At 60.9% G+C, this 26,092-nt stretch carries 26 protein-coding genes; 15 read left to right on the top strand and 11 right to left on the bottom strand.

Going from position 1 to position 26,092, the window contains the following annotated elements; translation table 11 throughout:
- The first annotated feature begins 353 nt into the window (after window positions 1-353).
- From KW848_RS12525 to KW848_RS12480, 10 genes are all read left to right on the top strand, one after another.
- The gene (locus tag KW848_RS12525) at window positions 354-797 is read left to right on the top strand and encodes a CopD family copper resistance protein (protein WP_218537240.1); all 444 of its coding nucleotides are present in this window, start codon (window positions 354-356) and stop codon (window positions 795-797) included.
- Between the two features lie 107 nt (window positions 798-904).
- A complete protein-coding gene (locus tag KW848_RS12520) occupies window positions 905-2,251 on the top strand; it encodes a coproporphyrinogen III oxidase (RefSeq protein ID WP_218537004.1) in 1,347 nt (448 codons plus the stop codon).
- A gap of 22 nt (window positions 2,252-2,273) precedes the next feature.
- Window positions 2,274-3,662, top strand: coding sequence for an oxygen-independent coproporphyrinogen III oxidase (hemN, locus tag KW848_RS12515; RefSeq protein WP_111450235.1), 1,389 nt, complete (start codon window positions 2,274-2,276; stop codon window positions 3,660-3,662).
- A gap of 102 nt (window positions 3,663-3,764) precedes the next feature.
- Complete coding sequence (gene nosR, locus KW848_RS12510) at window positions 3,765-5,945, top strand: transcriptional regulator NosR (protein WP_256365150.1); 2,181 nt, start codon at window positions 3,765-3,767, stop codon at window positions 5,943-5,945.
- Window positions 5,946-5,998: 53 nt separating this feature from the next.
- On the top strand, window positions 5,999-7,921 hold the full coding sequence (gene nosZ, locus KW848_RS12505) for a TAT-dependent nitrous-oxide reductase (protein ID WP_375154715.1): 1,923 nt from the start codon (window positions 5,999-6,001) through the stop codon (window positions 7,919-7,921).
- Window positions 7,922-7,948: 27 nt separating this feature from the next.
- Complete coding sequence (locus KW848_RS12500) at window positions 7,949-9,238, top strand: nitrous oxide reductase family maturation protein NosD (RefSeq protein ID WP_218537001.1); 1,290 nt, start codon at window positions 7,949-7,951, stop codon at window positions 9,236-9,238.
- Window positions 9,235-10,158: an ABC transporter ATP-binding protein gene (locus KW848_RS12495; protein ID WP_192408265.1), complete on the top strand. Its 924-nt coding sequence runs from the start codon at window positions 9,235-9,237 to the stop codon at window positions 10,156-10,158. Before KW848_RS12500 ends, KW848_RS12495 begins: the two co-directional genes overlap by 4 nt.
- Window positions 10,155-10,985: an ABC transporter permease gene (locus KW848_RS12490; protein ID WP_218537000.1), complete on the top strand. Its 831-nt coding sequence runs from the start codon at window positions 10,155-10,157 to the stop codon at window positions 10,983-10,985. The genes KW848_RS12495 and KW848_RS12490 overlap by 4 nt, the downstream gene beginning before the upstream one ends.
- A 33-nt stretch (window positions 10,986-11,018) precedes the next feature.
- Window positions 11,019-11,522, top strand: coding sequence for a nitrous oxide reductase accessory protein NosL (locus KW848_RS12485; RefSeq protein ID WP_218536999.1), 504 nt, complete (start codon window positions 11,019-11,021; stop codon window positions 11,520-11,522).
- A 109-nt stretch (window positions 11,523-11,631) separates the two neighbouring features.
- Window positions 11,632-12,375: an SDR family NAD(P)-dependent oxidoreductase gene (locus KW848_RS12480; protein WP_218536998.1), complete on the top strand. Its 744-nt coding sequence runs from the start codon at window positions 11,632-11,634 to the stop codon at window positions 12,373-12,375.
- Between the two features lie 700 nt (window positions 12,376-13,075).
- Here the strand turns inward: KW848_RS12480 and KW848_RS12475 are convergent.
- The 11 genes from KW848_RS12475 to nirS form a co-directional block, all read right to left on the bottom strand.
- Window positions 13,076-14,569, bottom strand: a complete 1,494-nt coding sequence (locus tag KW848_RS12475; protein ID WP_218536997.1) for a cytochrome D1 domain-containing protein — start codon at window positions 14,567-14,569, stop codon at window positions 13,076-13,078.
- Entirely contained in the window at window positions 14,566-15,405 is an 840-nt protein-coding gene (gene cobA / locus KW848_RS12470; protein ID WP_218536996.1) for a uroporphyrinogen-III C-methyltransferase, read from the bottom strand. The genes KW848_RS12475 and cobA overlap by 4 nt, the downstream gene beginning before the upstream one ends.
- A gap of 70 nt (window positions 15,406-15,475) precedes the next feature.
- Window positions 15,476-16,654, bottom strand: coding sequence for a heme d1 biosynthesis radical SAM protein NirJ (gene nirJ / locus KW848_RS12465; protein WP_218536995.1), 1,179 nt, complete (start codon window positions 16,652-16,654; stop codon window positions 15,476-15,478).
- Between the two features lie 25 nt (window positions 16,655-16,679).
- On the bottom strand, window positions 16,680-17,183 hold the full coding sequence (locus KW848_RS12460; RefSeq protein ID WP_218536994.1) for an Lrp/AsnC family transcriptional regulator: 504 nt from the start codon (window positions 17,181-17,183) through the stop codon (window positions 16,680-16,682).
- Window positions 17,158-17,601, bottom strand: a complete 444-nt coding sequence (locus KW848_RS12455) for an Lrp/AsnC family transcriptional regulator (protein WP_218536993.1) — start codon at window positions 17,599-17,601, stop codon at window positions 17,158-17,160. The genes KW848_RS12460 and KW848_RS12455 overlap by 26 nt, the downstream gene beginning before the upstream one ends.
- Complete coding sequence (locus KW848_RS12450; RefSeq protein WP_192408273.1) at window positions 17,594-18,109, bottom strand: AsnC family protein; 516 nt, start codon at window positions 18,107-18,109, stop codon at window positions 17,594-17,596. The genes KW848_RS12455 and KW848_RS12450 overlap by 8 nt, the downstream gene beginning before the upstream one ends.
- Window positions 18,106-18,564 carry an Lrp/AsnC family transcriptional regulator gene (locus tag KW848_RS12445; protein WP_111450220.1) on the bottom strand — a complete coding sequence of 153 codons (459 nt, stop codon included), beginning with the start codon at window positions 18,562-18,564 and terminating at the stop codon, window positions 18,106-18,108. The genes KW848_RS12450 and KW848_RS12445 overlap by 4 nt, the downstream gene beginning before the upstream one ends.
- 1 nt (window position 18,565) lies before the next feature.
- Window positions 18,566-19,744, bottom strand: a complete 1,179-nt coding sequence (locus KW848_RS12440; protein ID WP_218536992.1) for a cytochrome D1 domain-containing protein — start codon at window positions 19,742-19,744, stop codon at window positions 18,566-18,568.
- Window positions 19,741-20,064: a cytochrome c gene (locus tag KW848_RS12435; protein WP_218536991.1), complete on the bottom strand. Its 324-nt coding sequence runs from the start codon at window positions 20,062-20,064 to the stop codon at window positions 19,741-19,743. Before KW848_RS12435 ends, KW848_RS12440 begins: the two co-directional genes overlap by 4 nt.
- A gap of 19 nt (window positions 20,065-20,083) precedes the next feature.
- Window positions 20,084-20,398 carry a c-type cytochrome gene (locus KW848_RS12430; protein WP_218536990.1) on the bottom strand — a complete coding sequence of 105 codons (315 nt, stop codon included), beginning with the start codon at window positions 20,396-20,398 and terminating at the stop codon, window positions 20,084-20,086.
- A gap of 24 nt (window positions 20,399-20,422) precedes the next feature.
- Window positions 20,423-21,991, bottom strand: a complete 1,569-nt coding sequence (gene nirS, locus KW848_RS12425; protein WP_225607387.1) for a nitrite reductase — start codon at window positions 21,989-21,991, stop codon at window positions 20,423-20,425.
- Between the two features lie 319 nt (window positions 21,992-22,310).
- Between nirS and KW848_RS12420 the strand changes: the two genes are divergently transcribed.
- The 5 genes from KW848_RS12420 (at window position 22,311) to KW848_RS12400 (ending at window position 26,043) form a co-directional block, all read left to right on the top strand.
- Entirely contained in the window at window positions 22,311-23,114 is an 804-nt protein-coding gene (locus tag KW848_RS12420) for a CbbQ/NirQ/NorQ/GpvN family protein (RefSeq protein WP_256365149.1), read from the top strand.
- Window positions 23,098-23,685 carry a cytochrome c oxidase subunit 3 family protein gene (locus KW848_RS12415; protein WP_218536989.1) on the top strand — a complete coding sequence of 196 codons (588 nt, stop codon included), beginning with the start codon at window positions 23,098-23,100 and terminating at the stop codon, window positions 23,683-23,685. Before KW848_RS12420 ends, KW848_RS12415 begins: the two co-directional genes overlap by 17 nt.
- Window positions 23,686-23,695: 10 nt before the next feature.
- Window positions 23,696-23,953 carry a cytochrome C oxidase subunit IV family protein gene (locus tag KW848_RS12410; protein ID WP_218536988.1) on the top strand — a complete coding sequence of 86 codons (258 nt, stop codon included), beginning with the start codon at window positions 23,696-23,698 and terminating at the stop codon, window positions 23,951-23,953.
- A 218-nt stretch (window positions 23,954-24,171) separates the two neighbouring features.
- On the top strand, window positions 24,172-24,612 hold the full coding sequence (locus KW848_RS12405) for a cytochrome c (protein ID WP_010460184.1): 441 nt from the start codon (window positions 24,172-24,174) through the stop codon (window positions 24,610-24,612).
- A 3-nt stretch (window positions 24,613-24,615) separates the two neighbouring features.
- Window positions 24,616-26,043 (top strand): cbb3-type cytochrome c oxidase subunit I, encoded by a 1,428-nt coding sequence (locus tag KW848_RS12400; RefSeq protein ID WP_218536987.1) that lies wholly within the window; start codon window positions 24,616-24,618, stop codon window positions 26,041-26,043.
- Window positions 26,044-26,092: the final 49 nt, after the last annotated feature.

Here is a 26,092-nt window from a genome sequence, read left to right as displayed (position 1 = left end):
TGGGCAACCCGGCATGGATGCCGGGTTAGCCGCCCCCGGCCATGGATGGCCGATGGCGGCGGGCCCACGGAGCAGGACCGGAGCGAGGGCATGCCGAGCCACAGCGAGGCACCGAACGACAGGGGCAAGAGCCCTTGGTTACTTGGGGCTTTTCCAAGTGACCCGCCGTAAGGGCGGAACCCTAAGCCGCCGTGACCGCAGAAACGGATATGCCCACGAGGGTTTTGCCGCTTTCTTGATCAGTGTCAACCGCATAACCAGACAGCCTCTGTAGTCTCCAGAGACCGACAGCCAGTGCGCTCACCCCAATGTTCGCCGTAGCGCCGGTTGCCTTGACCCAAGGCGAAAACACCATGATCTATCCGCTGATTCTGACCTTGCATCTGTTTGCCGCGCTGATCTTCATCGGCACGGTGTTCTTCGAAGTCCTGTTCCTGGAAAGCATCCGCAAACAGCTACCCGCCAGGGTGATGCTGCTGGTGGAGCAGGGTATCGGCCGCCGGGCCCGCTCGCTGATGCCGTGGGTGCTGCTGGTGTTGTTCGGTGCCGGGCTGGGCATGGTCTGGTTGCGCTACTTGCCAGCCCTGGCCTCACCACTGTCCTCATCGTTCGGCACCTTACTGGCATTGAAAATCGCAGTGGCCGTGAGCGTGCTGCTGCATTTCCTCGGCGCCATGTTTCTATTCAAAAGCGGCCGAATGAGCCCGCGATACCTGCACTTCATCCACGCCAGCCTGTTCTGCCACATGGTCGTTATCGTGCTGCTGGCCAAGGGCATGTTTTACCTGACGTGGTAATCGGGCCTGACCTCATGCAGACACTTTGCTTGCGCTTGACGCAAATCAAGGAGCATTGATGGGTAAACCCGGAGACTGACAGTCCGCAGCCAGTCTCGGAGACCGCCATGCTCGATTTATTTCACAACCCAGGCGAGTTGATCGCTCGGTGCGATCAAGGCGTGCTTGACCCTAACTGTCATGCCGACACGCAAAAATTTCATGACGGTATCGGCTCTCTGGACCTGCTTCGTGCATTGCGCGTCAGCCGCCAGAAGTGCCGTCCGCTGTCCCTGAACGTGCAACTGCCTTCCAGCCTCAAGCCGTCTTCCTGTTCCCCGCGCGATATCGCCGGCGAGCAAAACGGTATCGAGCAGTACCTTCAGCATCTGGAGCGGGAAATCGACCTCGTCGGTTGTCACCTCGGTGCAGAGCAACGGGTCGAGCAGTTTCATCTGGGCGGAGGAACACCCGCGCCTGCCCATCTGGAACGGCTGATGAGCCATCTGCGTGGCCGGTTCAACTTTCTCGAACATGAAGGCGGCGATTACAGCGTCGAGGTCGACCTCCACCACACCGACTGGGCGACCATGGGGTTGCTGCGCGACCAGGGATTCACTCATGTGAGCATCGGCGTTCCGGATATCGACGCCGACTGTGACAGGTCGGTGGCCTGCTACCAGAACCCGGCGCCGATCCAGTCGCTGATGGATGCCGCGCGCACCTTTGGTTTTCGATCCATCAACGTCGACCTGGGTTTTGGCCATGCCTGGCAGACGCCAGACAGTTTTGCGCTGAAGCTGGCGAGCATTATTGAACTGGAGCCGGACCGGCTCATGGTGTTCGATTATGCCCGGCCACCACGGCGTTATCGGCCGGTGCTAGGTGACAAAGTCAGAGCGCTGTGCAGCCAGGACGATAAAGGCGCGATGCGCCAGATCTGCTTCGATCAACTGCTTGGCGCGGGTTATCACTACATCGGTCTGGGGCAGTTTGTCCGGCCTGATGATGATTTGGCGGTCGCCCAGGAGCGCGGCCGGTTGCGCCGTACCTGTGAGGGCTTCTCCCGTCACGGCTATTGCGATCATGTTGGATTCGGTTTGGGTGCCATCAGCCAGATCGACGATCTGTACACGCAAAATACCGACGAGATTGAACGCTATCAGCAGCAACTGGACATGAAGCAATTGCCGACGTGTCGAGGCTGGCGCTTCGAGGCGGGGGATCAGATCAGGCAAATGGTCATGGAGCGTCTGGCCTGTGATCAGGAGCTGGATATCCGCGCTATCGAGAGGCGCTACGGGCTGGTTTTTTCCAAGTACTTCTCCTCTGTCTGGCCGTTGCTGGAGCAATTGAGTCGGGACGGGTTGATTGAATTGTCAGACCGTTTCATCAGCATCCTTCCCGCCGGTCGGCCGGAAGTGGATGCCATCTGCAACCTGTTTGAAAAGGATTTGGGCGGTGCGAAGCATTAATCCCATTGCGAGTTGATCGATCATGAACACGACATTTGATTTCAATCGCGCCCTGGTCGAAAAGTACGACCGCCCGGGGCCGCGTTATACCTCTTACCCCACGGCGCCGCAGTTTCATCAGGCGTTTGCCGTTGATGACTATCAGCGTGCCGCCCGCGACAGCAATCAGGTGGCCGCGCCGAAACCGTTGTCGGTGTACATCCACATCCCGTTCTGCAAAAGCCTTTGTTACTACTGCGCCTGCAACAAAATCATTACCCAGAAAACCCATCGCGCCGTCGAGTACCTGACGTACCTCAAGCGTGAAATCGCAATGCAGGCGGCCTTGTTCGACAGCACCCGCAAACTCACCCAGTTGCACTTGGGGGGCGGCACGCCGACCTATTTGACCAGCGAGCAGCTGGCCGACCTGATGGACTGCCTGCACCAGGCGTTCAACATGGATGACAGCGATAACCATGAGTTCTCCATCGAGGTCGACCCACGGACCATCAGCACCGAGCAGATTCAGTCATTGCGCCAATTGGGCTTCAATCGCCTGAGCTTCGGCGTGCAGGATTTCGACCCCGACGTGCAGGCAGCGGTGAATCGCCAACAAAGTGAAGAGCAGATTTATGCGCTGGTCGCGGCGGCGCGCGAGGCGCACTTCAAGTCGATCAGCGTCGACCTGATCTACGGCCTGCCACTGCAAACCGTGCAGAGTTTCGACGTCACCCTCAGCAAGATCATCGCGCTGCGTCCGGACCGGATTGCCGCCTACAGCTACGCGCATTTGCCGGAGATGGTTCGCGCGCAACGGCTGATTCGTCCCGCCGACATGCCGCCACCTGAGCGCAAGCTGGAACTGCTCGAGCTGACCATCCGCCGTCTGACCGAAGCCGGTTATGTCTATATCGGCATGGATCATTTCGCCTTGCCGGATGACGAGCTGGCGCTGGCCCGGGCCAATGGCACCCTGCAGCGTAACTTTCAGGGCTATTCCACCCATGCCGACTGCGACTTGATCGGCCTTGGGGTGTCGTCGATCGGCAAGGTCGGCGACAGCTACAGCCAAAGCGTCAAGGAGCTTTCGCAGTACTACGCTCGTATCGATCAAGGGCTGTTGCCGGTGCATCGCGGTTACCGCTTGAACGCCGACGACCTGCTGCGCCGCGAGGTGATCAGCGACCTGATGTGCCATGGCCGCATCGCGTTCGACCAGTATGAAGCGCGGCATGGCATTCGCTTCACCGAGTACTTTGCGGAGGCGCTGGCGCAGCTGGGCGAGCATGTGCGTGATGGATTGCTGCAGATTCACCGCGACGAATTGGTGCTGCTGCCACAAGGGCATCTGATGATGCGCAGTGCCGCGATGGCGTTTGACGCCTATCTGGGCGGTGAACAAAAAGGCCAGTTCTCACGTACGGTCTAAGCCTGTCTTCCGAGGGGATTGCCCTCAAGTTGATCTCAATCAAGGGCAGGGGGCGCAACGCTCCCTAACATGACCGCAAGCCCCTTTAAAATCAGCGAGCACATGACAATCCATCAGCCTTCGATACTCGGCAACCTGCGCGCCTGGGGTGTCGGTCTGGTGGTCATGCTGACGCTGATGCTTGCCACCTTCGAGGGGGCGCAGGCCAAGCAGTACGGCGACATTGAGCAGCAGCGCATCGAAAAAACCTTCCCTCAGACCGATTCCGTTTCCGCCCCCGAAGGCCCGTTCAAGGTGCGCACGCTGTCCGCCGCCGGCAAAGTCATCGGTTATGTGTTCCAGAGCCTGGACGTGGTGGATATTCCGGCTTACTCGGGCAAACCGATCAACACCCAGGTGATCCTCGATACTGCCGGCGTGATTCAGGATGCCTATGTGCTGGAACACCACGAGCCGATTCTGCTGATTGGCATTCCTGAGGCAAAACTCCACGGTTTCAGTGCCAAGTACAAAGGCGTCAAGGTCAGCCAGCGGGTCGTCGTCGGCCATTCCAGTGATCCGAATGCGGTCACTGTCGATGCCATCGCCGGCGCAACGGTCACGGCCATGGTGGTCAACGAGATCATCATGCGCGCCGCTCATGATGTGGCTGTCTCACTCAAGCTGATCGAAGACACGGGCGGTGTGGCACGCAAGCCCGCCACCGTGCGGCTGGACTTTTTCGAGCCCGCCACTTGGGAGCAACTGACCGGCAACGGCGCCATCCGCCGCTTGAACCTGACCCGTGGCCAGGTTGATGCCGCCTTCAAGGGCACTGATGCCGAAGGCGTGGAAAACGCCGCCGCCGATCAGGTGGATGAGACCTTTATCGAGCTCTACACCGCCGACCTGAATCCGCCGACCATCGGCCGTGCGCTGCTGGGCGACAACCAATATCGCTTCCTCATGCAGGACCTCAAGCCTGGCGAGCAAGCCATCGCGGTGCTGGGTCGCGGGCTGTTTTCCTATAAAGGCTCGGGGTACGTGCGCGGCGGGATTTTCGATCGGGTGCAATTGCGCCAGTTCGGCAACGTCATCAGCTTTCGCGACATGGACCATCAGCGGCTCTCGGATGTGTTTGCCAAAGGCATGCCCGAGTTCACTGAAATGTCGATTTTCATTGTGCGCGAACCGGCGAAGTTCGATCCGGGATCGCCTTGGTCTCTGGAATTATTGGTACGTCGCCAGACCGGCCCGGTCAGTGGCACGTTCAGCAGCTTCGAACTGGCCTACCAATTGCCCGAGCCCTACCTTGAGCGCCCACTGCCCAGCGCCGAAGAACTGGCGGCCCTCGAGGAAGCCAGTCGGCCCATGTGGTTGAACATCTGGTATCAGAAATCCTTTCAGATCACCGTGCTCGGCACCGCATTGCTACTGCTGACGGCGATCCTGTTCCTGCAAGACAAGTTCACTCGCCGCCCGCATTTTCTGCACTGGCTGCGTCGGGGTTACCTGGTCTTTACCGTGGTGTTTATCGGCTGGTATGCGCTGGGGCAGCTGTCGGTGGTCAACGTCCTGACCTTTACCCATGCGCTGTTCGACCATTTTCGCTGGGAGCTGTTTCTCACCGATCCGCTGATCTTCATGCTCTGGGTCTTCGCCGCCGCCAGCATTCTGCTGTGGGGCCGTGGCGTGTTCTGCGGCTGGCTGTGCCCGTTTGGCGCCTTGCAAGAGTTGATCAACGAGGCCGCGCGCAAGCTGAAGATTCCTCAATACGAATTGCCCTTCGCGGTGCATGAGCGCTTGTGGGCGATCAAATACATCATTTTGCTGCTGCTGTTCGGCATCTCCCTGGAGTCGATGTCCACCGCCGAACTGTTCGCCGAGGTGGAACCGTTCAAGACCGCCATCACCCTCAGGTTCGACCGCCAGTGGTGGTTCGTGCTCTACGCGGTGGCGCTGCTGGTCATCAACCTCTTCACGCGCAAAGTCTATTGCCGCTACATCTGCCCGTTGGGTGCTGCGCTGGCGATCCCAAGCAAATTTCGCCTGTTCGACTGGCTCAAACGCCGCAAGGAGTGCGGCACGCCTTGCCAGCTGTGCGCCAAGGAATGCGAGATCCAGGCGATTCATCCTGATGGCCGGATCAATGCCAACGAGTGCCACTACTGCCTCGATTGCCAGATGACGTACCAGAACGACAACAAATGCCCGCCGCTGATCAACAAGCGCAAGAAGCTTGGCAAAGCGGCGCCCGCTGCTGTGCAACTGATACCTGTCGTGGAAGTGACCGCTCTGGAATGAACCCCGCGAGCGCTTGTCCGCAGTGACCGTTTTTATCCCTTCAAGGAAAACACCTGATGAACGACACAGAGTCCAAAAAAACCACTGAAGTGCCGGAACCGACCGGCCTCAGTCGTCGCGGCTTCCTGGGCACCAGTGCGGTGACCGGCGCGGTACTGGCCGGTGCCACGGCCCTTGGTGGCGCAGTGTTCACCCGTGAGACCTGGGCGGCTGCGGCCAAGGACGCGCAGTCGAAAATCCACGTCGGGCCGGGCGAACTGGACCAGTACTACGGTTTCTGGAGCGGCGGCCATCAGGGCGAAGTGCGGATCATGGGCATTCCGTCGATGCGCGAGTTGTTACGCATTCCGGTGTTCAACGTCGATTCCGCGACTGGTTGGGGCCTGACCAACGAAAGCAAACGGATCATGGGCGACAGCGCGCACTTCCAGAATGGCGACTGCCATCACCCGCATTTGTCGATGACTGACGGCAAGTACGACGGCAAATACCTGTTCATCAATGACAAGGCCAACAGCCGCGTTGCGCGTATCCGTCTGGACATCATGAAGTGCGACAAGATGCTCACCGTGCCCAATGTGCAGGCGGTTCACGGGTTGCGCCTGCAGAAAGTACCGCACACCAAGTACGTGTTCGCCAACGCCGAATTCGTCATTCCGCACCCCAATGACGGCAGCACCTTCGACCTGCAGGACAAGAACAGCTACACCATGTTCAACGCCATCGATGCCGAGAAAATGGAGATGGCGTTCCAGGTCATCGTCGACGGCAACCTGGACAACACCGACGCCGACTACACCGGCAAATACGCGGCGTCGACCTGCTACAACTCGGAGAAGGCCTACGACCTGGGCGGGATGATGCGCAACGAGCGCGACTGGGTGGTGGTGTTCAACATCCCGCGCATTGAAGCGGCGATCAAGGCCGGCAAGTTCATCACCCTCGACGGCTCGAAAGTGCCAGTGGTCGACGGTCGTAAAACCGATGGCAAGGACAGCGCGTTCACCCGATACATCCCCACGCCGAAGAACCCCCACGGCCTCAATACCTCGCCCGATGGCAAATACTTCATTGCCAACGGCAAGCTTTCGCCGACCTGCACCATCATCGCCATCGCCAAGCTCGACGATCTGTTCGACGACAAGTTCAAGGACCCGCGTGACGTGGTGGTCGGTGAGCCCGAGCTCGGTCTGGGCCCGCTGCACACCACTTTCGACGGCCGCGGCAATGCCTACACCACGCTGTTTATCGACAGCCAGGTGGTGAAGTGGAACGTCGAGGAGGCGATTCGCGCCTACACCGGGGAGAAGGTCAACTACATCAAGCAGAAACTCGATGTGCAGTATCAGCCGGGGCACAACCATGCCTCGCTGACCGAAACCAGTGAGGCCGACGGCCAGTGGCTGGTGGTGCTCAGCAAGTTTTCCAAAGACCGCTTCCTGCCGACCGGCCCGCTGCACCCGGAAAACGATCAGTTGATCGATATCTCCGGCGATGAAATGAAACTGGTGCACGACGGCCCGGCCTTCGCCGAACCCCACGACTGCGTGATGGCCCGCCGCGACCAGATCAAGACCAAGAAGATCTGGGACCGCAACGACCCGTTTTTTGCCGAAACCGTGGTCATCGCCGCGAAGGACGGGATCAAGCTGGAGACCGACAACAAGGTCATCCGCGACGGTAACAAAGTCCGTGTCTACATGACCTCGATGGCCCCTGCCTATGGCCTGCCGGAGTTCACCGTCAAACAGGGCAACGAGGTCACGGTGACCATCACCAACATCGACCAGATTGAAGACGTGACCCACGGCTTCGTGATGACCAACCATGGCGCCAGCATGGAAATCAGCCCGCAGCAGACCTCATCGATCACCTTCGTCGCCGACAAGCCGGGGTTGCACTGGTACTACTGCAGCTGGTTCTGCCACGCGCTGCACATGGAAATGGTCGGCCGCATGAAGGTCGAGAAGGCCTGACCGTTGCCCATCGACAGGAGCGAAGCAATGACTGAGAGCAAGGGCAACCCGGTGAAGGTCATTGCGCTTGCGCTCCTGCTCATGTCTGGCAGCGTGCTGGCGGTGCAACCCGTCACCACGCTGCCGTTGACGGTGGACGCCGATCAACGCTGGCACCTGCCGGCCGGGGAATACCGTGGCTCGTTCAGCGTCGATCAACCGATGCAGATTGTCTGCGAGCCGGGCGCGGTATTTCAGGGGGAGGGGCAGGGCAACGGCTTGATCATCAGTGCGCCGGATGTCGGCATCGAGGGCTGCACCTTTCTGGACTGGGGGCACGACCTCACCGCCATGAATGCGGCGGTGTTTATCCAGCCCAAGGCCTATGGCGCGGTGATCAAAGGCAATCGCCTACAGGGTAAGGGCTTCGGTATTTGGGTCGACGGTACGCAGGATGTGAGCCTGATCGACAACCGCATTCAGGGTGATCCGACGATGCGCTCCCAGGATCGCGGCAACGGTATTCATCTGTATGCCGTGCATGGCGCCAAGGTCATCGGCAACCAGGTGCGCGACACCCGCGATGGCATCTACATCGACACCTCCAACGGCAACCTGCTGCAAGGCAATACCCTGGAAGACCTGCGCTACGGCGTGCATTACATGTTCGCCAACGATAACCAGTTGATCGGCAACACCACCCGCCGCACCCGCACCGGCTACGCCTTGATGCAAAGCCGCAAGCTCATGGTGATCGGCAATCGCTCCGAACAGGATCAGAACTACGGGATCCTGATGAACTACATCACCTATTCAACCTTGCGTGACAACTTCGTCACTGACGTGCGCGACGGCTCGACCGGCGACAGCATGATCACTGGTGCCGAGGGCAAGGCGCTGTTCATCTACAACTCGCTGTTCAACAGCATCGAACACAACCACTTCGAGCACAGCGCCGTGGGTATTCATCTCACCGCCGGCTCGGAAGACAACCGCATCGCCGACAACGCTTTTGTCGGCAACCAGCGGCAGGTCAAGTACGTCGCCACACGCTTGCAGGAATGGTCGGTGGATGGCCGGGGCAACTACTGGAGCGATTACCTGGGCTGGGACCGCAACAACGATGGCCTCGGCGATATCGCCTACGAACCCAACGACAACGTCGACCGTCTGCTGTGGCTGTACCCGCAGGTGCGGCTGTTGATGAACAGCCCCGGTATCGAGTTGCTGCGCTGGGTGCAACGGGCCTTTCCGGTGATGAAATCGCCGGGGGTGCTCGACAGCCATCCGCTGATGAAGTCATCCCCTCAAACCCTGACCCAGGAGCCCACCTCATGAACGTCATCGACATCGAAGGCGTCAGCCAGCGCTATGGGCATGCCACCGTGTTGCATCAGCTCAACCTCAGCCTGGCTGAAGGCGAAGTGCTGGGTTTGTTCGGGCACAACGGCGCGGGCAAGACCACCAGCATGAAACTGGTGCTTGGCCTGCTCCAGCCCAGCGAAGGGCAGGTCAGGGTGTTCGGCCGTTTGCCCAGCGATCCCCACGTGCGGCGCCTGCTTGGTTATCTGCCGGAAAACGTGACGTTTTACCCGCAGCTGAGCGGTGTTGAGACCTTGCGCCATTTCGCGCGACTCAAAGGCGCCGCGTCCGCTCAGGTGGACGTGCTGCTGGAGGAAGTCGGCCTGGCCGGTGCGGCGCATCGACGGGTCAAGACCTACTCCAAAGGCATGCGGCAACGCTTGGGGCTGGCACAAGCGCTGCTCGGCGAACCGCGTTTGTTGCTGCTCGACGAACCTACGGTCGGCCTCGATCCCATCGCCACCCAAGACCTTTATCGCTTGCTCGATCGCCTGCGCAGCCAGGGCACCAGCATCATTCTGTGTTCCCACGTATTGCCGGGCGTCGAGGCGCATATCAACCGCGCCGCGATTCTGACCCAGGGCCGGCTGCTGGCCCTTGGCAGTCTCCACAGTTTGCGCGAGGAAGCCGGGTTGCCGACGCTGATCCGCGCCAACGGCTTGAAGCACGTCGGGCCCTTGCAGCAACGCTGGAACAACGCCGGGCACGTCACCGAACGCTGGGGCGTCGAAGGCCTTGAAGTGGCCGCGCTCAATGGCAACAAGCTTGGGCTGTTGCGCCAACTGCTTAATGAAGACGAACCGGCCGACGTGGAAATCCATCAACCGTCCCTGGAAGATATTTACCGCTACTACATGAGCCGGGCCGGTGCGGCGCCGATCGGGGAGGCCGTATGAACGCTGTCTGGAACATGGCCCGCAAGGAGTTCAGCGACGGTTTGCGCAATCGCTGGTTGCTGGCGATCAGTGTGTTGTTCGCGGTGCTCGCCATCGGCATCGCCTGGCTGGGCGCCGCGGCTTCCGGGCAGTTGGGGTTCACCTCGGTCCCGGCCACCATCGCCAGCCTCGCCAGTCTGGCGACGTTTTTGATGCCGTTGATTGCGTTGCTGCTGGCCTACGACGCCATCGTCGGCGAGGACGAGAGCGGCACGTTGCTGTTGTTGCTGACGTACCCGTTGGGTCGCGGACAGATTCTGCTTGGCAAGTTTGTCGGCCACGGGTTGATCCTGGCGCTGGCGACATTGATCGGTTTCGGCTGCGCCATGCTCGCCATCGCGGTGCTGGTGGACGATGTCGAACTGAGCCTGCTGCTTTGGGCCTTTGGCCGGTTCATGGCGTCGTCGACGTTGCTGGGCTGGGGGTTTCTGGGGTTGGCCTATGTGCTGAGCAGTGTGTCGGCGGAGAAATCCACGGCGGCCGGGCTGGCGCTGGGTGTCTGGTTCTTCTTCGTGCTGGTGTTCGACCTGGCACTGCTGGCGTTGTTGGTGCTCAGCGAGGGTCAGTTCAACCCGAAAGTGCTGCCCTGGTTGCTGCTGCTCAATCCGGCCGACATCTATCGCCTGATCAATCTCTCCGGTTTTGAGCCCGGCACCGGTACCACGGGTGTGCTGACGCTGGGCAGCGATTTGCCGATGCCGGGCTCGATGCTCTGGCTGTGCCTGTTGCTGTGGGTGGCGGTGCCATTGGGATCGGCCTGGCTGTTGTTTCGTCGCCGGGCGACATGAATTTTTACTTTGGTTTTTTGGGAGTAGTTGACGATGAATGCGTTTTATCTGACGACGGTGCGCGCGGTGGCGGGCCTGATGATGTGCCTGTTGCTGACGGCCTGCGACAACCCGGCGCAGGCCACCTACAGCAGCGCCGCCACAGCCTTTCATCCCAGTGATGAATGCCATGTCTGCGGGATGATCATCAACGGATTCCCCGGGCCCAAGGGCGAAGTGGTCGAGCGGGCCGGGGTCAAGAAGTTCTGCTCCACGGCGGAAATGATCGGTTGGTGGTTGCAGCCGGAAAATCATCACGGCGATGCAAAACTGTATGTCCACGATATGGGCCGCAGCCCGTGGAACGCGCCGGATGACGCTCACCTGATCGATGCCAAGGACGCGTTCTACGTGGTCGGCACCCAACTCAAGGGCGCCATGGGCGTGGTGCTGGCGTCCTTCTCCAGTCGAGAGGCCGCTGAAAAGCTTGCCGCTGAACAGGGCGGTCGTTTGCTGCGGTTCAGCGAGATCACTCCGGCGCTGTTGCAGCAGCACTGACGCCGTCGAAAAATCCTGATCGCCGTCAAGTCGTTTTTTCTTCTCCTGTTCAAAGATAGGGCTGGCAATGTCCCCAGTGCTTGGCATCCGCGATGCCCAGGAGTAAATGATGAAAACCGAGTTTCAGGATCGTTTGGCAGTGGTCACGGGTGCCAGCTCCGGGATTGGCCTGGCACTGTGCGCCGCGTTGTTACCGCGCGGGGTCAAGGTGCTGGCGATGTCTCGGACCCTCGGTGAGTTGCCGGCATTGCAGCAGATCTACGGGGAACGGTTGCAGTGGTTTGCCGGGGATGTCACGAGTCAGCAAGACCTGCGTGAATTGTCCGAGCGGGCTGCGGCGATGGGGCCCGTGGACTATCTGGTGCCCAATGCGGGGATTGCCGAGATGGCTGACAGCCTGGATATGGCGGCCTTCCAGCGTCAGTGGGCGGTTAATGGTGCCGGGGCGTTGAATACGCTGGCGGCGTTGCGGGGGGAGTTGGCGAGTCCGGCGTCGGTGGTGTTTGTCGGGAGTTTTCTGACCGGTTCGAGTTTTCCGGGGTTGGCTGCGTGCATTGCCAGCAAGGCTGCGCTGGCGGCTCAGGCGAGGACGCTGGCGGTGGAGTTTGCGAGTTTTGATGTGCGCATTAATCTGGTCTCGCCGGGGCCGACTGCGACCTCGATGTGGGATCACTTGGGGTTGAGCGAGGGGGAGCTTGGCGATGTTGCCGACACGCTTGGGAAGCGTCTGTTGCCGGGGCATTTTCTTGATGCGGCGGCGGTGGCTAATGTGATTGTCTTTCAGCTGTCGCAGGGGGCTCGGGGTGTTTATGGTCAGGACTGGAAGGTTGATAACGGTTACACGTTGGGTTGAAGGGTAAATATTTACGTTCGGAGTACATATCCGTTGTTGCGGTAAAGGCTACTTATGGTTCCGCCCTTACGGCGGGTCACTTTGGAAAAGCGCCAAAGTAACCAAAACGCTTTGGCCCCTGACGTACGGCCCTTCGCCTAGGCTCAGGGTACCCTCGCTCCGGTCCTGCTCCGTGGGCCCGCCGCCATCGGCCATCCATGGCCGGGGGCGGCTACCGCGGCATCCTTGCCGCGGTGCCCACTGCGCAGAACCTGCGCTCGGCCTTCCGACGGGGCAGATCAAGATCAAAAGCCAGATCAAAAGCCAAAGCGAGGCGGCCTGATAGCCGACCTGATGTCTGTCATGGTCATCGGCGGTGGACCTCTATGTCATGCCCGCCAAAAATCCAACTGTGGGAGCGAGCCTGCTCGCGAAGGCGGACTTACATTCAACATTGATGTCGACTGACAGGGCCTCATCGCGAGCAGGCTCGCTCCCACAGGGGGAATGCGCACGTTTGAAGAGACAGGCCGGCCGGTAGGCCGCCTCGCGGTGCTTTGCCATGCACGCCCCCTCGCTCCGGGCCCACGGAGCAGGACCGGAGCGAGGCACCGAACGACAGGGGCAAGAGCCCTTGGTTACTTGGGGCTTTTCCAAGTGACCCGCCGTAAGGGCGGAACCCTAAGCCGCCGTTACCGAAGAAACGGATATACACCAAGGCCTAATGCGAAGTCCCCTCGGCAAACTCAATCTTGTTCCCCACGTTGTACTTCCCCGAAGGCTTGTTCATCGGAATACGTTTGATCTCCTCAAGCGTGTTGCTGTCGTAAACGATCAGCGCCCCGTCGGTGGCCCAGATGCTCAGCAGCAAGTAGCGGCCATCCCGGGTGAACTCAACATGAGCGGCAGTTTTCCCGGGCATCGGGCGCAGCGTGTGGGCAATTTCCAGCGTCTGTTTATCGATCAGGTGGATCGCATCGTTATCAGGCCCAAAGAACACATCGCTCCAGGCATACCGTGAATTAACGTGACTGCGCATGAAAAACCCAGGCCCCAGGGTCGGGATTTCCTTGATCAGTTTCCAGGTCTTGAAGTCGATGACCGAGATCAGCCCCTTGCTGATGTTCGGTGTGGCGAACACCCACTCACCGTTGCGTTTCCAATAAGTCCCCGAGCCCAAATGCGGCATCCCCGGCAGCGGGATGTCGGTGATCACCTTGCCGCTGTCGAGGTCGATCACCTGACCGCCCTGGGCCTTGCGCGACGTCGCCAGCAGCTGTTTGTAGTCCGGCGAAAAAGAGAAGTCGTCGAGAACATCCCCGGCCGGGATCCGCCGTGGTTCGAAATTGGGTGTGCCAGCCAAGGACAGTTCCCAGACTTCCTTCACGTCCTTGAGCGCCACGATGAAACTGTCCCGCGGCGGGGCGGAGTAGACCGCGCTGACCCGTGAGGCGGTACCGTCCTGGCCGATCGTGGGGATGGTTTTGACCAGCGACAGATCGCGGGCATCGAGCACCACCACATTGCCGGGCAAATAGTTGCCCACCAGAACCCAGCGTCCATCCTTGCTTACCGCCAGGTTGCGGGTATTAAGACCGGCGCGGACCTCGGCGATCAGCTTCAGGTTGTGCAAGTCATACAGGCTGATCCAGCCGTCACGGGAGGCGAAGTAGACGAAGCGTCCGTCCGGCGAAAATTTCGGCCCGCCGTGCACGGCGAAGTGCGAAGCAAACCGCGCCAGCACCTCAAAACGGTCACCGTCGAGGATGTCGATGTGATGGTCGCCGGCTTCCACCACCACGAACAGGTTCAGCGGGTCGGCGCCATGCTGGGGCGTGGTGGGCAATTTGCTGAGGTCCGCGAGCATCGAGTGACTGCCGAGAATGTCGTCATTGCTCCAGGTGGGTGGGGTGGCGGGCGGTTGCTGAAGGTAGTCCACCAGCGCGTCGATCTGCGCGGGGCTGAACACGTTGGCATAGCCGGCCATCTGGCTCGCAGGTCGGCCGCTCTGGATCACGCTGCGGATTTCATCGGGTTTGATCCGGCTGAGACTCTCCGGCAATAACGCCGGTCCCGCACCGCCGAGACGGTTAATGCCATGACAACTCTGGCAATGCTGCTGATAGCTTTCCGCGGCGTGTTCAAGTGCCGGGACCGCTGCGCCGGCCTGGGCCGCACTGATCCATAACAGGTGGGCAAGGAGCATGCGCCTCATATCGCCACCTTGGCGTGGCGTTGCAGTGCTTGCGCCGGATAAAGCCTCGCTGGGTATTCCAGTTGTTCTGCGGCGAACAGATCGACCACGGTGCCGATCACCGTCAGTGTCGGAATGCCCGGTGGACAATCCAGCGCCAGGGTCGGCAATTGGTGCAACTTGCCACGGGCGACGTGCTGGTCGGGACGCGTGCCGTTGCTGATCAGCGCCGCCGGTGTATCGGCCGGCAGCCCGGCTTCGATCAAGCGTTGAGCGATGATCCCCAGGTTCGACAAGCCCATGTAGAACACCAACGTCTGGCTACTGTCGGCGAGGCTGCTCCAGGGCAACGACAACTCGCCATCGCGTTGCAAATGGCCGGTGATGAACCGGCAGGAATTGACCAGGTCGCGGTGGGTCAACGGTATGCCTGCATAAGCGCTGCAGCCGGAAGCAGCGGTAATGCCTGGCACCACCTGGCAATCGATGCCGCGTTGCAGCAGGTACTCCAGCTCTTCGGCGCCGCGACCAAAGATGAACGGGTCGCCGCCCTTGAGCCGGACCACGCGCTGCCCTTGATCGGCGAGGTCGGCCAGCAGTTCGTTGATCTGCTCCTGGGGCAGGCTGTGGCAGCCGCTGGCCTTGCCGACGTAATGGCGGGCGCAGGTCAGGGGAATCAAGGTCAGCAGTTCGGGGCTGATCAGCCGGTCGTACACCACGGCGTCGGCCTGCATCAACAGGCTCCAGGCGCGCAGGGTCAGCAGACGTGGATCGCCGGGGCCGGCGCCGACCAGGGCAACTTCGCCCGGTCGAAACGGGGACTCAAGTGTGGCCGGTATAGCAATCGATGGAGGCATGGGACGTCCTTGGTGCTTCATCAGGTTGGCCGGCCCCAGTCTTTGTCAGGTGGTTGGCCGGACGGGCTATTCAGTGGGTGATGCAAGGGATGGTCGTCAACGGTGGCACGCCGATTTCGTCATCGCGGAGGTGGCAGCCGGGGTCCTGGCCCCACAAATCACCCTCGGCCCAGGCGCGCGTGCGGGTGTTGCCGTTGCAGATGGGCAACCAGCGGCATTGCGCGCAACGGCCACCGACGGCGCGGGGATGTTCGCGCAGGCGCAGCAGCAGGGCATCCGGCTGATCCAGCCACAACGTGCGGAACGGCGTGCGCCGGACATTGCCCACCGAGTGCTGCCACCAGTAGGTGTCCGGGTGCACTTCGCCGGTGTTGTCGATGTTGGCAATGCCGCTGCCCGATGCGTTGCCGCCCCAGGCACGGAGCATGAGTTCCAGGCGTAGGTAATGCTCGGGAAGACGAAGGGCTGCCCATTGCAGCAGGAGAATGGCGTCGGCATCGTTGTTGCCGCTGACAAAATCGCTGTCGCGCCCCTGTTGGATGTCTGCCCAGGCGCGCTCAAAGATCAGCGTCATGGCCTCGCGACTCATCTGCTGGTGTGCGTCGAGTTTGCGACTGCGTTTGCCGCGACCGCTGTAGTTGAGGTGCGACAGGTAAAACTTCTGCACGTCGTACTCGCGCATCAGCGCCAGCAGTTGGGGCAACTGCGGATGGTTTTCCTGGGTCAGGGTGGTGCGCAGCCCGACGCGAATGCCTTGTTCGCGACAGAGTCGGATCGCCTGCATGGAACGGGCGAAGCTGCCCTTGAGTTGGCGGAAGGCGTCATGGGTGGCTTCCAGGCCATCGATGCTGATCCCGACGTAGTCGAAATTCGCCGCGCTGATCTGCGCGATGTTGTGCTCATCGATCAGTGTGCCGTTGGTGGACAACGCCACAAAGAACCCCTTGGTCCGGGCGTAGGCGCTGAGCACAAACAGATCTTCGCGCAACAGCGGTTCGCCACCGGAAAGAATCAACACTTTGACGCCGGCATCGTGCAAATCGTCGATCACAGTCAGCGCGGCGGCCGTATCCAGTTCGTCGCGAAAGACGCTGTCGGCCGAGGTGGCGTAGCAATGTTTGCAGGTCAGGTTGCAGCGCCTGAGCAAGTTCCAGATCACCACCGGCGCCCGATTGCTACCCGGTGGACTGGTTCTGGGCGCAGGCGCCTGGCCGGCCAGCGCACGCAGGTATTGGCTGATCCTCAACATGCCACTCTCCTTGAGTCGGGTGTGTTCAGCGTGAAGCGGGCGGCAAGCGCAAGCCGGTTTTCTTCAGGATGCGGCTGCTCACCAGCATCTCGTCGGCCCCACAGGCGTCACCCAACAGATAGCGCAGGTGCTCGCGGTAGCTGTTGATTTCATCACCGCTGCGTCCATGCACCATGGCGAACAGGTTGTAGCGCCAGTTGGCTCGGCGTGGGCGGCGATAACAGTGGCTGACGAAGGGTTGTGCGCCGATCAGCGCGCCGAGGCGCGGCATGTCGGTGTCGCGCACATCCCAGACCGTCATGCCGTTGTGGCGATAGCCCAGTCGGTAGTGATTGGGCACGGCGGCGATCCGCCGAATCGCGCCCTCGGCCTGTAGTCGCTTGAGCAGGTCCAGGGTGGCGTCGATGTTCAGCCCCAGCTGTTCGGCGAGCCACGCCCATGGGTCTTCCAGCAACGGCAGACCCGCCTGGGTCAACACGATCAGGCGCTGGATAAGGGTGTCTTCAGGCCGGGAAATACAGACCGACATGGTAGGTCTCCTCTTTGGGCAGGTTGAGCAGCGGCAGGCCAGTCAGGGCCTCGATGCGCTGCAGCGTCTCGGCAATGTCTTGTTCGGACGCGCAGCCGAGCACGAACCACATGTTCCAGGCGTGTTCGCGTCGATAGTTGTGCGCCACTTCAGGCAGGCCCTGCAGTTGCTCGGCGACCTCTTCAAAGCGTTCTTCCGGCACCGCCAGGGCGGCGAGGGTAAAGGCGCCGCCCAGGCGTTCGATGTCGAACATCGGACCGAAGCGCGTGAGCACGCCGTCAGCGAGCAGGGCATGCAGTCGCTCGAGCAGTTCCGTGCTGCTGCTCTGCAATTCGGCAGCCAATACCCGCCAAGGGTGGCGCACCAGTGGCAGGCCCAGTTGCAAGCGATTGATCAGGCGACGGTCGAGGTCATCCATGGGTCGGTGCTCCTGTGCGCGAAGGCGCAAAGCGGCCGCCGCACTGCTTGAAGACCTGGGTGCTGAACAGCAATTGATGGGGCAGGTCGCTCAGCAGATGCTCTTCAAGCAATGCCTGAATCTGCGCCTCCACCTGGTCACGTTGACGCCCGTGCACCATGCAAAACAGGTTGTATCGCCACTGCGGCAAACGCCGGGGCCGTTGATAGCAGAGGTTAATGCCGGGCGCTCGCCCCAGGCGCTGGCCGACTTCGTCAATCAGCGCATCAGGAACATCCAGTACCAGCATGGCGTTGGCGGTAAAGCCCAGCGCGCGGTGGTGCAGCACCAGGCCGATACGGCGAAACAGCCCTTGCTCGCTCCACTGGCGCATTTGTTCGAGCACCTGGTTTTCGTCAGCGTTTATCCGTTCGGCGAGGGCCTGATAGGGGCGCGCTACCAGCGGCAATCCGCCTTCGAGGTGCCGGCGCAGCGCCAGCGCTTGTTGGGGGCTCAATCCGGGCTTCATGATTGTTCTCCCAGGGCAAAACCGAGGTCGATGCGGTAGGCGGTCAACATCGGCAGGTCCAGCGGCATGAGGCCGGTGTCGTTCTCCAGTTCTTCGAGTACGCGGTCGATGTGTTGGCGATCAGGGGCGGTCAGCACAAACCACAGGTTGTAGAAATGCTCCCGTGCGTAATTGTGATTGACCTCCGGGTACTGACTGACGCGCTCGGCCACCTGTTGCAGGCGTTCGGCGGGCACGGCGAGGGCGGCGAGGGTGCTGGCCCCGGCGCGGCTGTGTTCGAACACCGGGCCGATGCGTGAGAGGGTGCCGGCCTGATCCATTTCTTCCAGGCAGGCCATCACTTGCGATTCGCGGCAACCGATAATCCGCGCCATCTCCTTGTACGGTGACGGGCACAGCGGCATGCCGTGCTGAAAGCGGTCGATGAGTTGGCGGCTGAGCAGCTCAAGGTTCATTTCAATACCCCATTTTCTGCGCGCGACTGCTGAAGAAGATGCCGCTTGGCGCACTGGCAGGCAGGGTGCTCAGCAGCTTCAGGCTGTACGGATCCCAGACTTGAACCTGATTGCCGTCGCGTAACGACAGCCACAGTTGGTCGCCGCGCGCGGTGAATTCCATGTGCAGCACCGCCGGTCCTGGCTTCAGATCCGCGACCACGGCATGGGTTTCGGTGTCGATGACCTGCACCCGATCGTTGTCCGGGTAGGCGAAGTTGACCCACAGCTGCCGACCGTCCGGGCGCGAGGTGACGAATATCGGTTGGCCGGCGACCGGGATGACTGCGGTCTGCTGCCAGGTGCGTGAATCCATCACCAACACTTGATGCCGGCCAACGGCGGGTACGAAGGCCTGGTTGTCGGCGACGGCCCAGCCTTCCAGGTGCGGCATCTTGTAGACCGGCAGTTTCGCCTGGCCGCGTCCATAGTCGCCGAGGACGCGCTGTACCCCGCGCTCGGGATGCCAGAGGTCGAGTTGGGCCATGCCGTCTTCGCCGAACAGCCCGGTCATGTAATAGCGGCCGTCCGGGGTGATCAGGGCGTCGTAGGGTTGCGAGCCAATACCGGTGAAACGGCTGATGTGCGGGGTGCCGCCCTGACTGAAATCGGCGGTCCAGATCTCGCCGGTATCGAACAGGCTGAAGACAAAACGCTGCCCCGGCGCGTCGACCAGCCCGACCACCCGCGAGCGTTTGCTGCCATCGGCCAAGGGCGTGGCCGGAATATCCGCCACCTGTTGCAGGGTGTCGGCATCGAACACCTTGACCCCGCCGGGCACGTAGTTGGACACGGCGATCAACTTGCCGTCCTGACTGATGGCGCCGCCAATGCTGTTGCCGCCCTGAATGACGCGATGGTCAATACGCCGGGTCAGCAAATCGATTTTGCTCAGCCCGCCGTCGCGCCCGAACACATAGGCGTAGCGCTGATCCCGTGAGAACACCACCGAGGCATGGGAAAGGTCGCCGAAACCCTCGAGTCGGGCCAGCGCGGTGTGGGTGTCGCTTTCAATGATTTGCACGCTACCGGTGGCGCGCTCCACGACCACGCCCAAGTCGCCGGTGCCACGCAAGGGTGGCTGAACGCAAGCGGACAACAACAGCCCGGTCGCCGCAGACAGCAGGATTGAACGGATCATGAGGCGGGATATCCCTGGAGGAGAAGATCGACCAGCCAACGGATGTCACCGGGGCTGAGCAACGGCGCCCAACCGGGCATCGCGGTGCCGGGCCGACCTTGGGTGACGGTGGCAATCAGGCTGTCCCGTGACTTGCCGGCCAGCGCCGCGCGTGTCAATTCCGGGCCTAGCCCACCGGTGAGGTGCAGCCCATGGCAGGCGCCGCAGTCCTGGGTCAGCAGGTGTTCGAGTTGCGCCTGACGCTCGGCGTCCGGCGCCGCAACCGCGGTTGCGCAAATGAGGAGGAGGGCCGCCAGAATCACAGCGTGTCGATAAACCATCGTGACGCCCTCCAGGCGGTTATTTGAGTGTCAGTACCCAGGTCGCGAGAATTTTTGCTTCTTCTTCAGTCACCGGATTGGCCGGCATTGGCATCGGGCCCCAATTGCCTTGTGTTCCGTTCTTGATGTGGCTCGCGAGGGTGTCCACCGCTCCGGGTACGCTAGCGTTCTTGGCCGCTACATCCTTGAGCGCCGGGCCGACAATCTTGGTGTCGATGGAGTGGCAGGCGGTGCAGGGTTTGCTCTTGAACAGCTCTAGCGCGTCTTGGGCCATGGCCGGCTGCACAGTCAGCGCAGCAGTCAGGGCGAACAGTGAGAACAGAGTATTTTTCATGGTGTTTCCTTGCATTGATGGAGCTCAATAGATGTCGTGTTGGGTGTTGTAGACATTGAACTTCCCGGTGGGTGTGATCAGTCGTTTGTCCTTTATGACTGATTTGAGCTTCAGTGTTTTGTCGTCGATCACTACCAGCGCCGATTCCTCTGTCTGACCGCTCCAGACGGAGAACCAGACCTCATCGCCGGCCTTGTTGTATTCCGGCTGCACAACGCGCATGGCGCCTTGCTTGATGCCGGCGTATTCGGCGATGGGCAGCACGGTGTAGCCGGCGTCGAGTTTGTCGAGGTTGAACACCGCCACCGATTGGCTGAGCTTGGCGTCCGGGTTGAGGGTGGTGTCGACGTACAGGTGGTGAGACTTGGGATGGGTTTTGATAAACAGCGAGCCGCCACCCTGGCCCTTGAGCGAGGCGACCTGTTTCCAGGCGTATTGCGGGTGTTTGACCGGGTCGGTGCCAATCAGCGAGATGCCGTCATCACCCAGGTGGCTGGTGGCCCAGACCGGGCCGTAGGTCGGGTGGTTGAAGTTGGCGCCGCGACCCGGGTGAGGGGTTTTGCCGACGTCCACCAGCGCGGTCAACTTGCGCTCCTTGGAGTCGATCACGGCGACTTTGTTGGAGTTGTTGGCGGCGGTCATGAAGTAGCGGTGCGTGCTGTCCCAGCCACCGTCATGCAAGAAGGGCGCGGCATCGATGTAAGTGACGGTGAGGTTTTTGATGTCCTGGTAATTGACCAGCATGACCTTGCCGGTTTCCTTGACGTTGACGATGAACTCCGGCCATTCGTGGGAGGCGATGATCGCCGCGACCCGGGGTTCGGGGTGGTATTCCTGCTTGTCGACGGTCATGCCGCGGGTCGAAACGATCTGTTTCGGCTCCAGGGTTTCGCCATCCATGATGGTGAATTGCGGCGGCCAGTAAGAACCGGCGATGGTGTACTTGTCTTCGTAGCCTTTGAATTTGGAGGTCTCGACCGAGCGCGCCTCGATGCCCACTTTGATTTCGGCGACCTTGGTCGGTTCGACCGGCCACAGGTCGATCATGTCGATCCGGGCGTCTCGACCAATCACCAGCAGGTAGCGACCTGAGGCGGAGATCCGCGAGATGTGCACCGCGTAACCGGTCTCGATCAGTTTGACGATCTTCTTGCTGTCGCCATCGATCAGGGCGATCTTGCCGTCATCGCGCAATGTCACCGAAAAAAGGTTCGGCAGGTTGAGTTTGCTCAGCTGCTTCTTCGGACGGTCCTCGGGTTTGACCAGCACCTTCCAGGTTTTCAGCGTCTCGGCCATGCCCCATTCCGGTGGCGTCGGCGGCGTGTGCTGAATGAACTTGGCCATGACCGTGATCTGATCCTTGGTCAGCGCATTGGACGTCCCCCAGTTCGGCATGCCCGCCGGGGAGCCGTAGGTAATCAAGGCTTCCAGATACGGTTGCCCGCGCGACTGGGTGATGTCTGGCGTCAATGGTTTGCCCGTCGCCCCTTTGCGCAGCACACCGTGGCAGCCTGCGCAGCGCTGGAAGTAGATTTCCTTGGACGAGTCGAACTCGGCCTGGCTCATGTCCGGAGCACCAGCGGTTTTGACCATGGGCGGGGTGGCCGCGACGGCGGGCTCTTCAGCGCTGGCGGTATGACTCACCGCCAGGGCCAGTGACGAACACAATGTGGCGAGGGTCAGGGCAAACGTTTTTCTATTGCTGATCAGCATTCCATTTCTCCTCAGGCAAGACCTTTGCGATGTGCTGAAACGGCAGCGCAGAACGCAGGTTCTTAGTGCCGTGCAAGGCTATGCCCGAGCAGGCCAATGTTCGCTTGACGACGATCAAGTTTGCCGGCCATCTCACTTGCCAGGTTGTCGCAGGGGCCCGTAGCGTGTTCGTTGAATCCGCTTTTGGAACAGACAGCCCATGGACCGTACCCAGTCTTGCGAACATCCGACCGAACCCTTCTACCAACCGCTGAATAATGAGGAGGTGCTGTTCGAACAAGCCTGGCGACACGGCATGCCGGTGCTGATCAAAGGCCCGACCGGCTGCGGCAAGACCCGTTTCGTCCAGCACATGGCCCATCGGCTGAAACTGCCGCTGTACACCGTGGCGTGCCATGACGATCTGAGCGCGGCCGACCTGATTGGCCGTCACCTGATCGGTGCCCAGGGCACCTGGTGGCAGGACGGACCGCTGACCCGCGCGGTGCGTGAAGGAGGCATTTGTTACCTCGACGAAGTGGTCGAGGCGCGTCAGGACACCGTGGTGGTGTTGCACCCGTTGGCCGATGATCGTCGTGAACTGTTCTTGGAACGCACCGGCGAAGTATTGAAAGCGCCGCCGTCCTTCATGCTCGTGGTGTCTTACAACCCCGGTTACCAGAACCTGCTCAAAGGCATGAAGCCCAGCACCCGCCAACGCTTTGTGGCGATGCGTTTCGGCTACCCGCCGGTGGCCGATGAGGAACGTATCGTTGCCCGGGAAGCGCAGGTGGACACCGCACTGGCGGCGCAAGTGGTGCGGCTGGGGCAGGCGCTGCGCCGGCTCGATCAGCATGATCTGGAGGAGGTCGCCTCAACGCGACTGTTGATTTTCACGGCGCGGATGATCCGCTCCGGCATGAGTCCGCGTGAGGCGTGCATGGCCTGCCTGGCCGAGCCGCTGAGCGACGATCCGCTGACCGTTGCCGCGCTGATGGACGTGGTTGATGTCCACTTCGGCTGAGTCCACGGGCGTTTCGCAACGCCACTTGCCAGGCGATCTGGCGATGTGGTTTTTCATTCTGGCTGAGCTGTCGGTGTTCGCCATCCTGATCCTGGTGTTCGCCGTGACCCAGGCGCTCAAGCCGCAGATGTTCAGTGAAAGCCGTCTAATGCTGAACACCTCCACCGGGTTGGCGATGACCCTGAGCCTGCTCACCGCGGGCCTGTTCGCCGCGCTGGCGCAGGAGCAAGTCAGGCGCTCCCGGTCCCGCCACGGCGCCGTCTTCCTGCTGATGGCGTTGCTCGCTGCCAGTGTCTACGTGGTGTTGAAACTCACGGAATACCGGCACTTGCTGGCCTCGGGGCTGGGCATGGAGCACAACACCTTTTTCACCCTCTACTGGATTCTCACCGGTTTTCATTTTCTGCATGTAGTGCTCGGCATGGTCATTCTCGGGTGGCTGGCCGAGCGCTGTCGCCGTGGCCTGTACGACGCCAACACGCGCAGCGGGTTTGAATCCGGCGTGTTGTATTGGCACATGGTCGATCTGATCTGGGTCATGCTGTTTCCGCTGGTCTACGTGCTGAGTTGACGAGGTTCTCATGTCTGTTTCCAGGGTATTGCTCGTCTGTTGGGCGGCGCTTGCCACGTTAAGTGTGTGCACGGTGGCGTTGGCCCACGTTGGCGCGACATCGCTGCTGACGATGGCCATCTTGCTGGTGGCGGTGGGCAAGGCATGGCTGATCACCGACGGCTTCATGGAGATGCGCCACGCGCCGCGACTGTGGCGCCGGTTGATGTTGAGCTGGGCGTTGGTGTTGGCGGTGGTGATCGGGATGACACTGATGTCGTTCCGCTGAAGGAATACTCATGTGGGAGCGGGCTTGCTCGCGAAGGCGGTGTGTCAGGCACATCAATTGCGACTGACACACCGCCTTCGCGAGCAAGCCCGCTCCCACATTTGATTTGCGTCGTCGGCAATACCCGACCAAAACCATCTGCCTTTCTTGATCGCCATCAAGCAGGTTTCAACCCTTCGCTTCCTATCATGGACGGGCCAAGCAAAGAGGAAGCGACCATGTCAGAGACCTTCACCAAAGGCATGGCCAGGAATATCTACTTCGGGGGAAGCATCTTCTTCTTCCTGATATTCCTGGCCTTGACCTATCACACGGAACAGACCTTTCCGGCCCGCAGCAATGAAGCGCAGCTAACCGAATCAGTGGTGCGCGGCAAGTTGGTCTGGGAGCAAAACAATTGCATCGGCTGCCATACGCTGCTGGGCGAGGGCGCCTACTTCGCGCCTGAGCTGGGCAACGTGTTCCAGCGGCGCGGTGGGGAGGCGGGCTTCAAACCCTTTCTGCATGCCTGGATGAAAATGCAGCCACTGGGCGTACCGGGCCGACGCGCGATGCCGCAGTTCAAGTTGAGTGACCAGGAGGTGGATGACATCGCCGAGTTCCTCAAATGGAGCTCGAACATCAACACCAATGGCTGGCCGCCAAACAAGGAGGGCTAAGCGATGAGCATTGCTAATCCGCATCTGAAATTCGCCTCGCAAGCCGTGGCCAAACCGTACTTCGTGTTCGCCCTGATCCTGTTTCTCGGTCAGGTGCTGTTCGGTTTGATCATGGGCCTGCAATACGTGATAGGGGACTTTCTGTTCCCGATCATCCCCTTCAACGTGGCGCGGATGGTGCACACCAACCTGCTGATCGTCTGGCTGCTGTTCGGGTTCATGGGCGCCGCCTACTACCTGATTCCGGAAGAGGCCGACCGCGAACTGCACAGTCCGAAACTGGCGATCATCCTGTTTTGGGTATTCGCCGCCGCTGGCGTGCTGACGATCCTGGGCTACCTGCTGGTGCCGTATGCCGGCCTGGCCACGCTGACCCACAACGAGCTGCTGCCGACTATGGGACGAGAGTTCCTGGAACAGCCGACCATCACCAAGATGGGCATTGTGGTGGTGTGCCTGGGCTTCCTCTACAACATCGGCATGACCTTGCTCAAAGGTCGCAAGACCACCGTCAGCATGGTGATGATGACCGGGTTGATCGGGCTCGCGGTGTTCTTCCTGTTCTCCTTCTACAACCCCGGCAACCTGGCCCGCGACAAGTTCTACTGGTGGTGGGTGGTGCATCTTTGGGTAGAAGGCGTGTGGGAACTGATCATGGGTTCGATGCTCGCTTTTGTCCTGATCAAGATCACCGGTGTAGACCGGGAAGTCGTGGAGAAATGGCTGTATGTGATCATCGCGATGGCGCTGATTACCGGGATCATCGGTACCGGTCACCACTTCTTCTGGATCGGTGCGCCCGAGGTCTGGTTGTGGGTCGGTTCAATCTTCTCGGCACTCGAACCGCTACCGTTCCTGGCCATGGTGATCTTCGCTTTCAGCATGGTGAAGAACCGTCGCCGGCAACACCCGAACCGCGCCGCCACGCTGTGGGCCAAGGGTACTACGGTCACCGCGTTCTTCGGTGCAGGCGTCTGGGGTTTTCTGCACACCCTGGCACCGGTCAACTTCTACACCCATGGCTCGCAACTGACGGCCGCTCACGGTCACCTGGCCTTCTACGGTGCTTACGCGATGATCGTGATGACCTTGATCAGCTACGCCATGCCGCGATTGCGCGGGTTGGGTGAAGCGGCTGACGAGCGTTCGCAGACCTACGAAATCTGGGGCTTCTGGTTGATGACCCTGTCGATGGTGATGATCACGCTGTTCCTCACTGCTGCGGGTGTCGTGCAGGTCTACCTGCAACGCTGGCAGGTCGATGGAGTCGCGTTGCCATTCATGGCCACGGTGGAACATCTGCAAGTGTTGTTCTGGGCTCGTCTGGGTGCCGGTCTCGGGTTCTTCGCCGGGCTCGCGTGTTACCTGTTCAGCTTCAAGCAGCGTGGCCGCGCAGCCTTGCGCGCCCCGGCTGCGGTGGTTCCTTCATGAGCCGCTGTAACGGCTAGAAAAGGTCGGCCCGGCTGATACAGCGGGCCGT

The sequence above is a fragment of the Pseudomonas sp. PDM25 genome (assembly GCF_019219045.1).
Lineage (GTDB): Bacteria > Pseudomonadota > Gammaproteobacteria > Pseudomonadales > Pseudomonadaceae > Aquipseudomonas.
The sequence above is the reverse complement of the archived record's forward strand: the minus strand, read 5'-3'. Positions and strand labels throughout refer to the sequence as shown.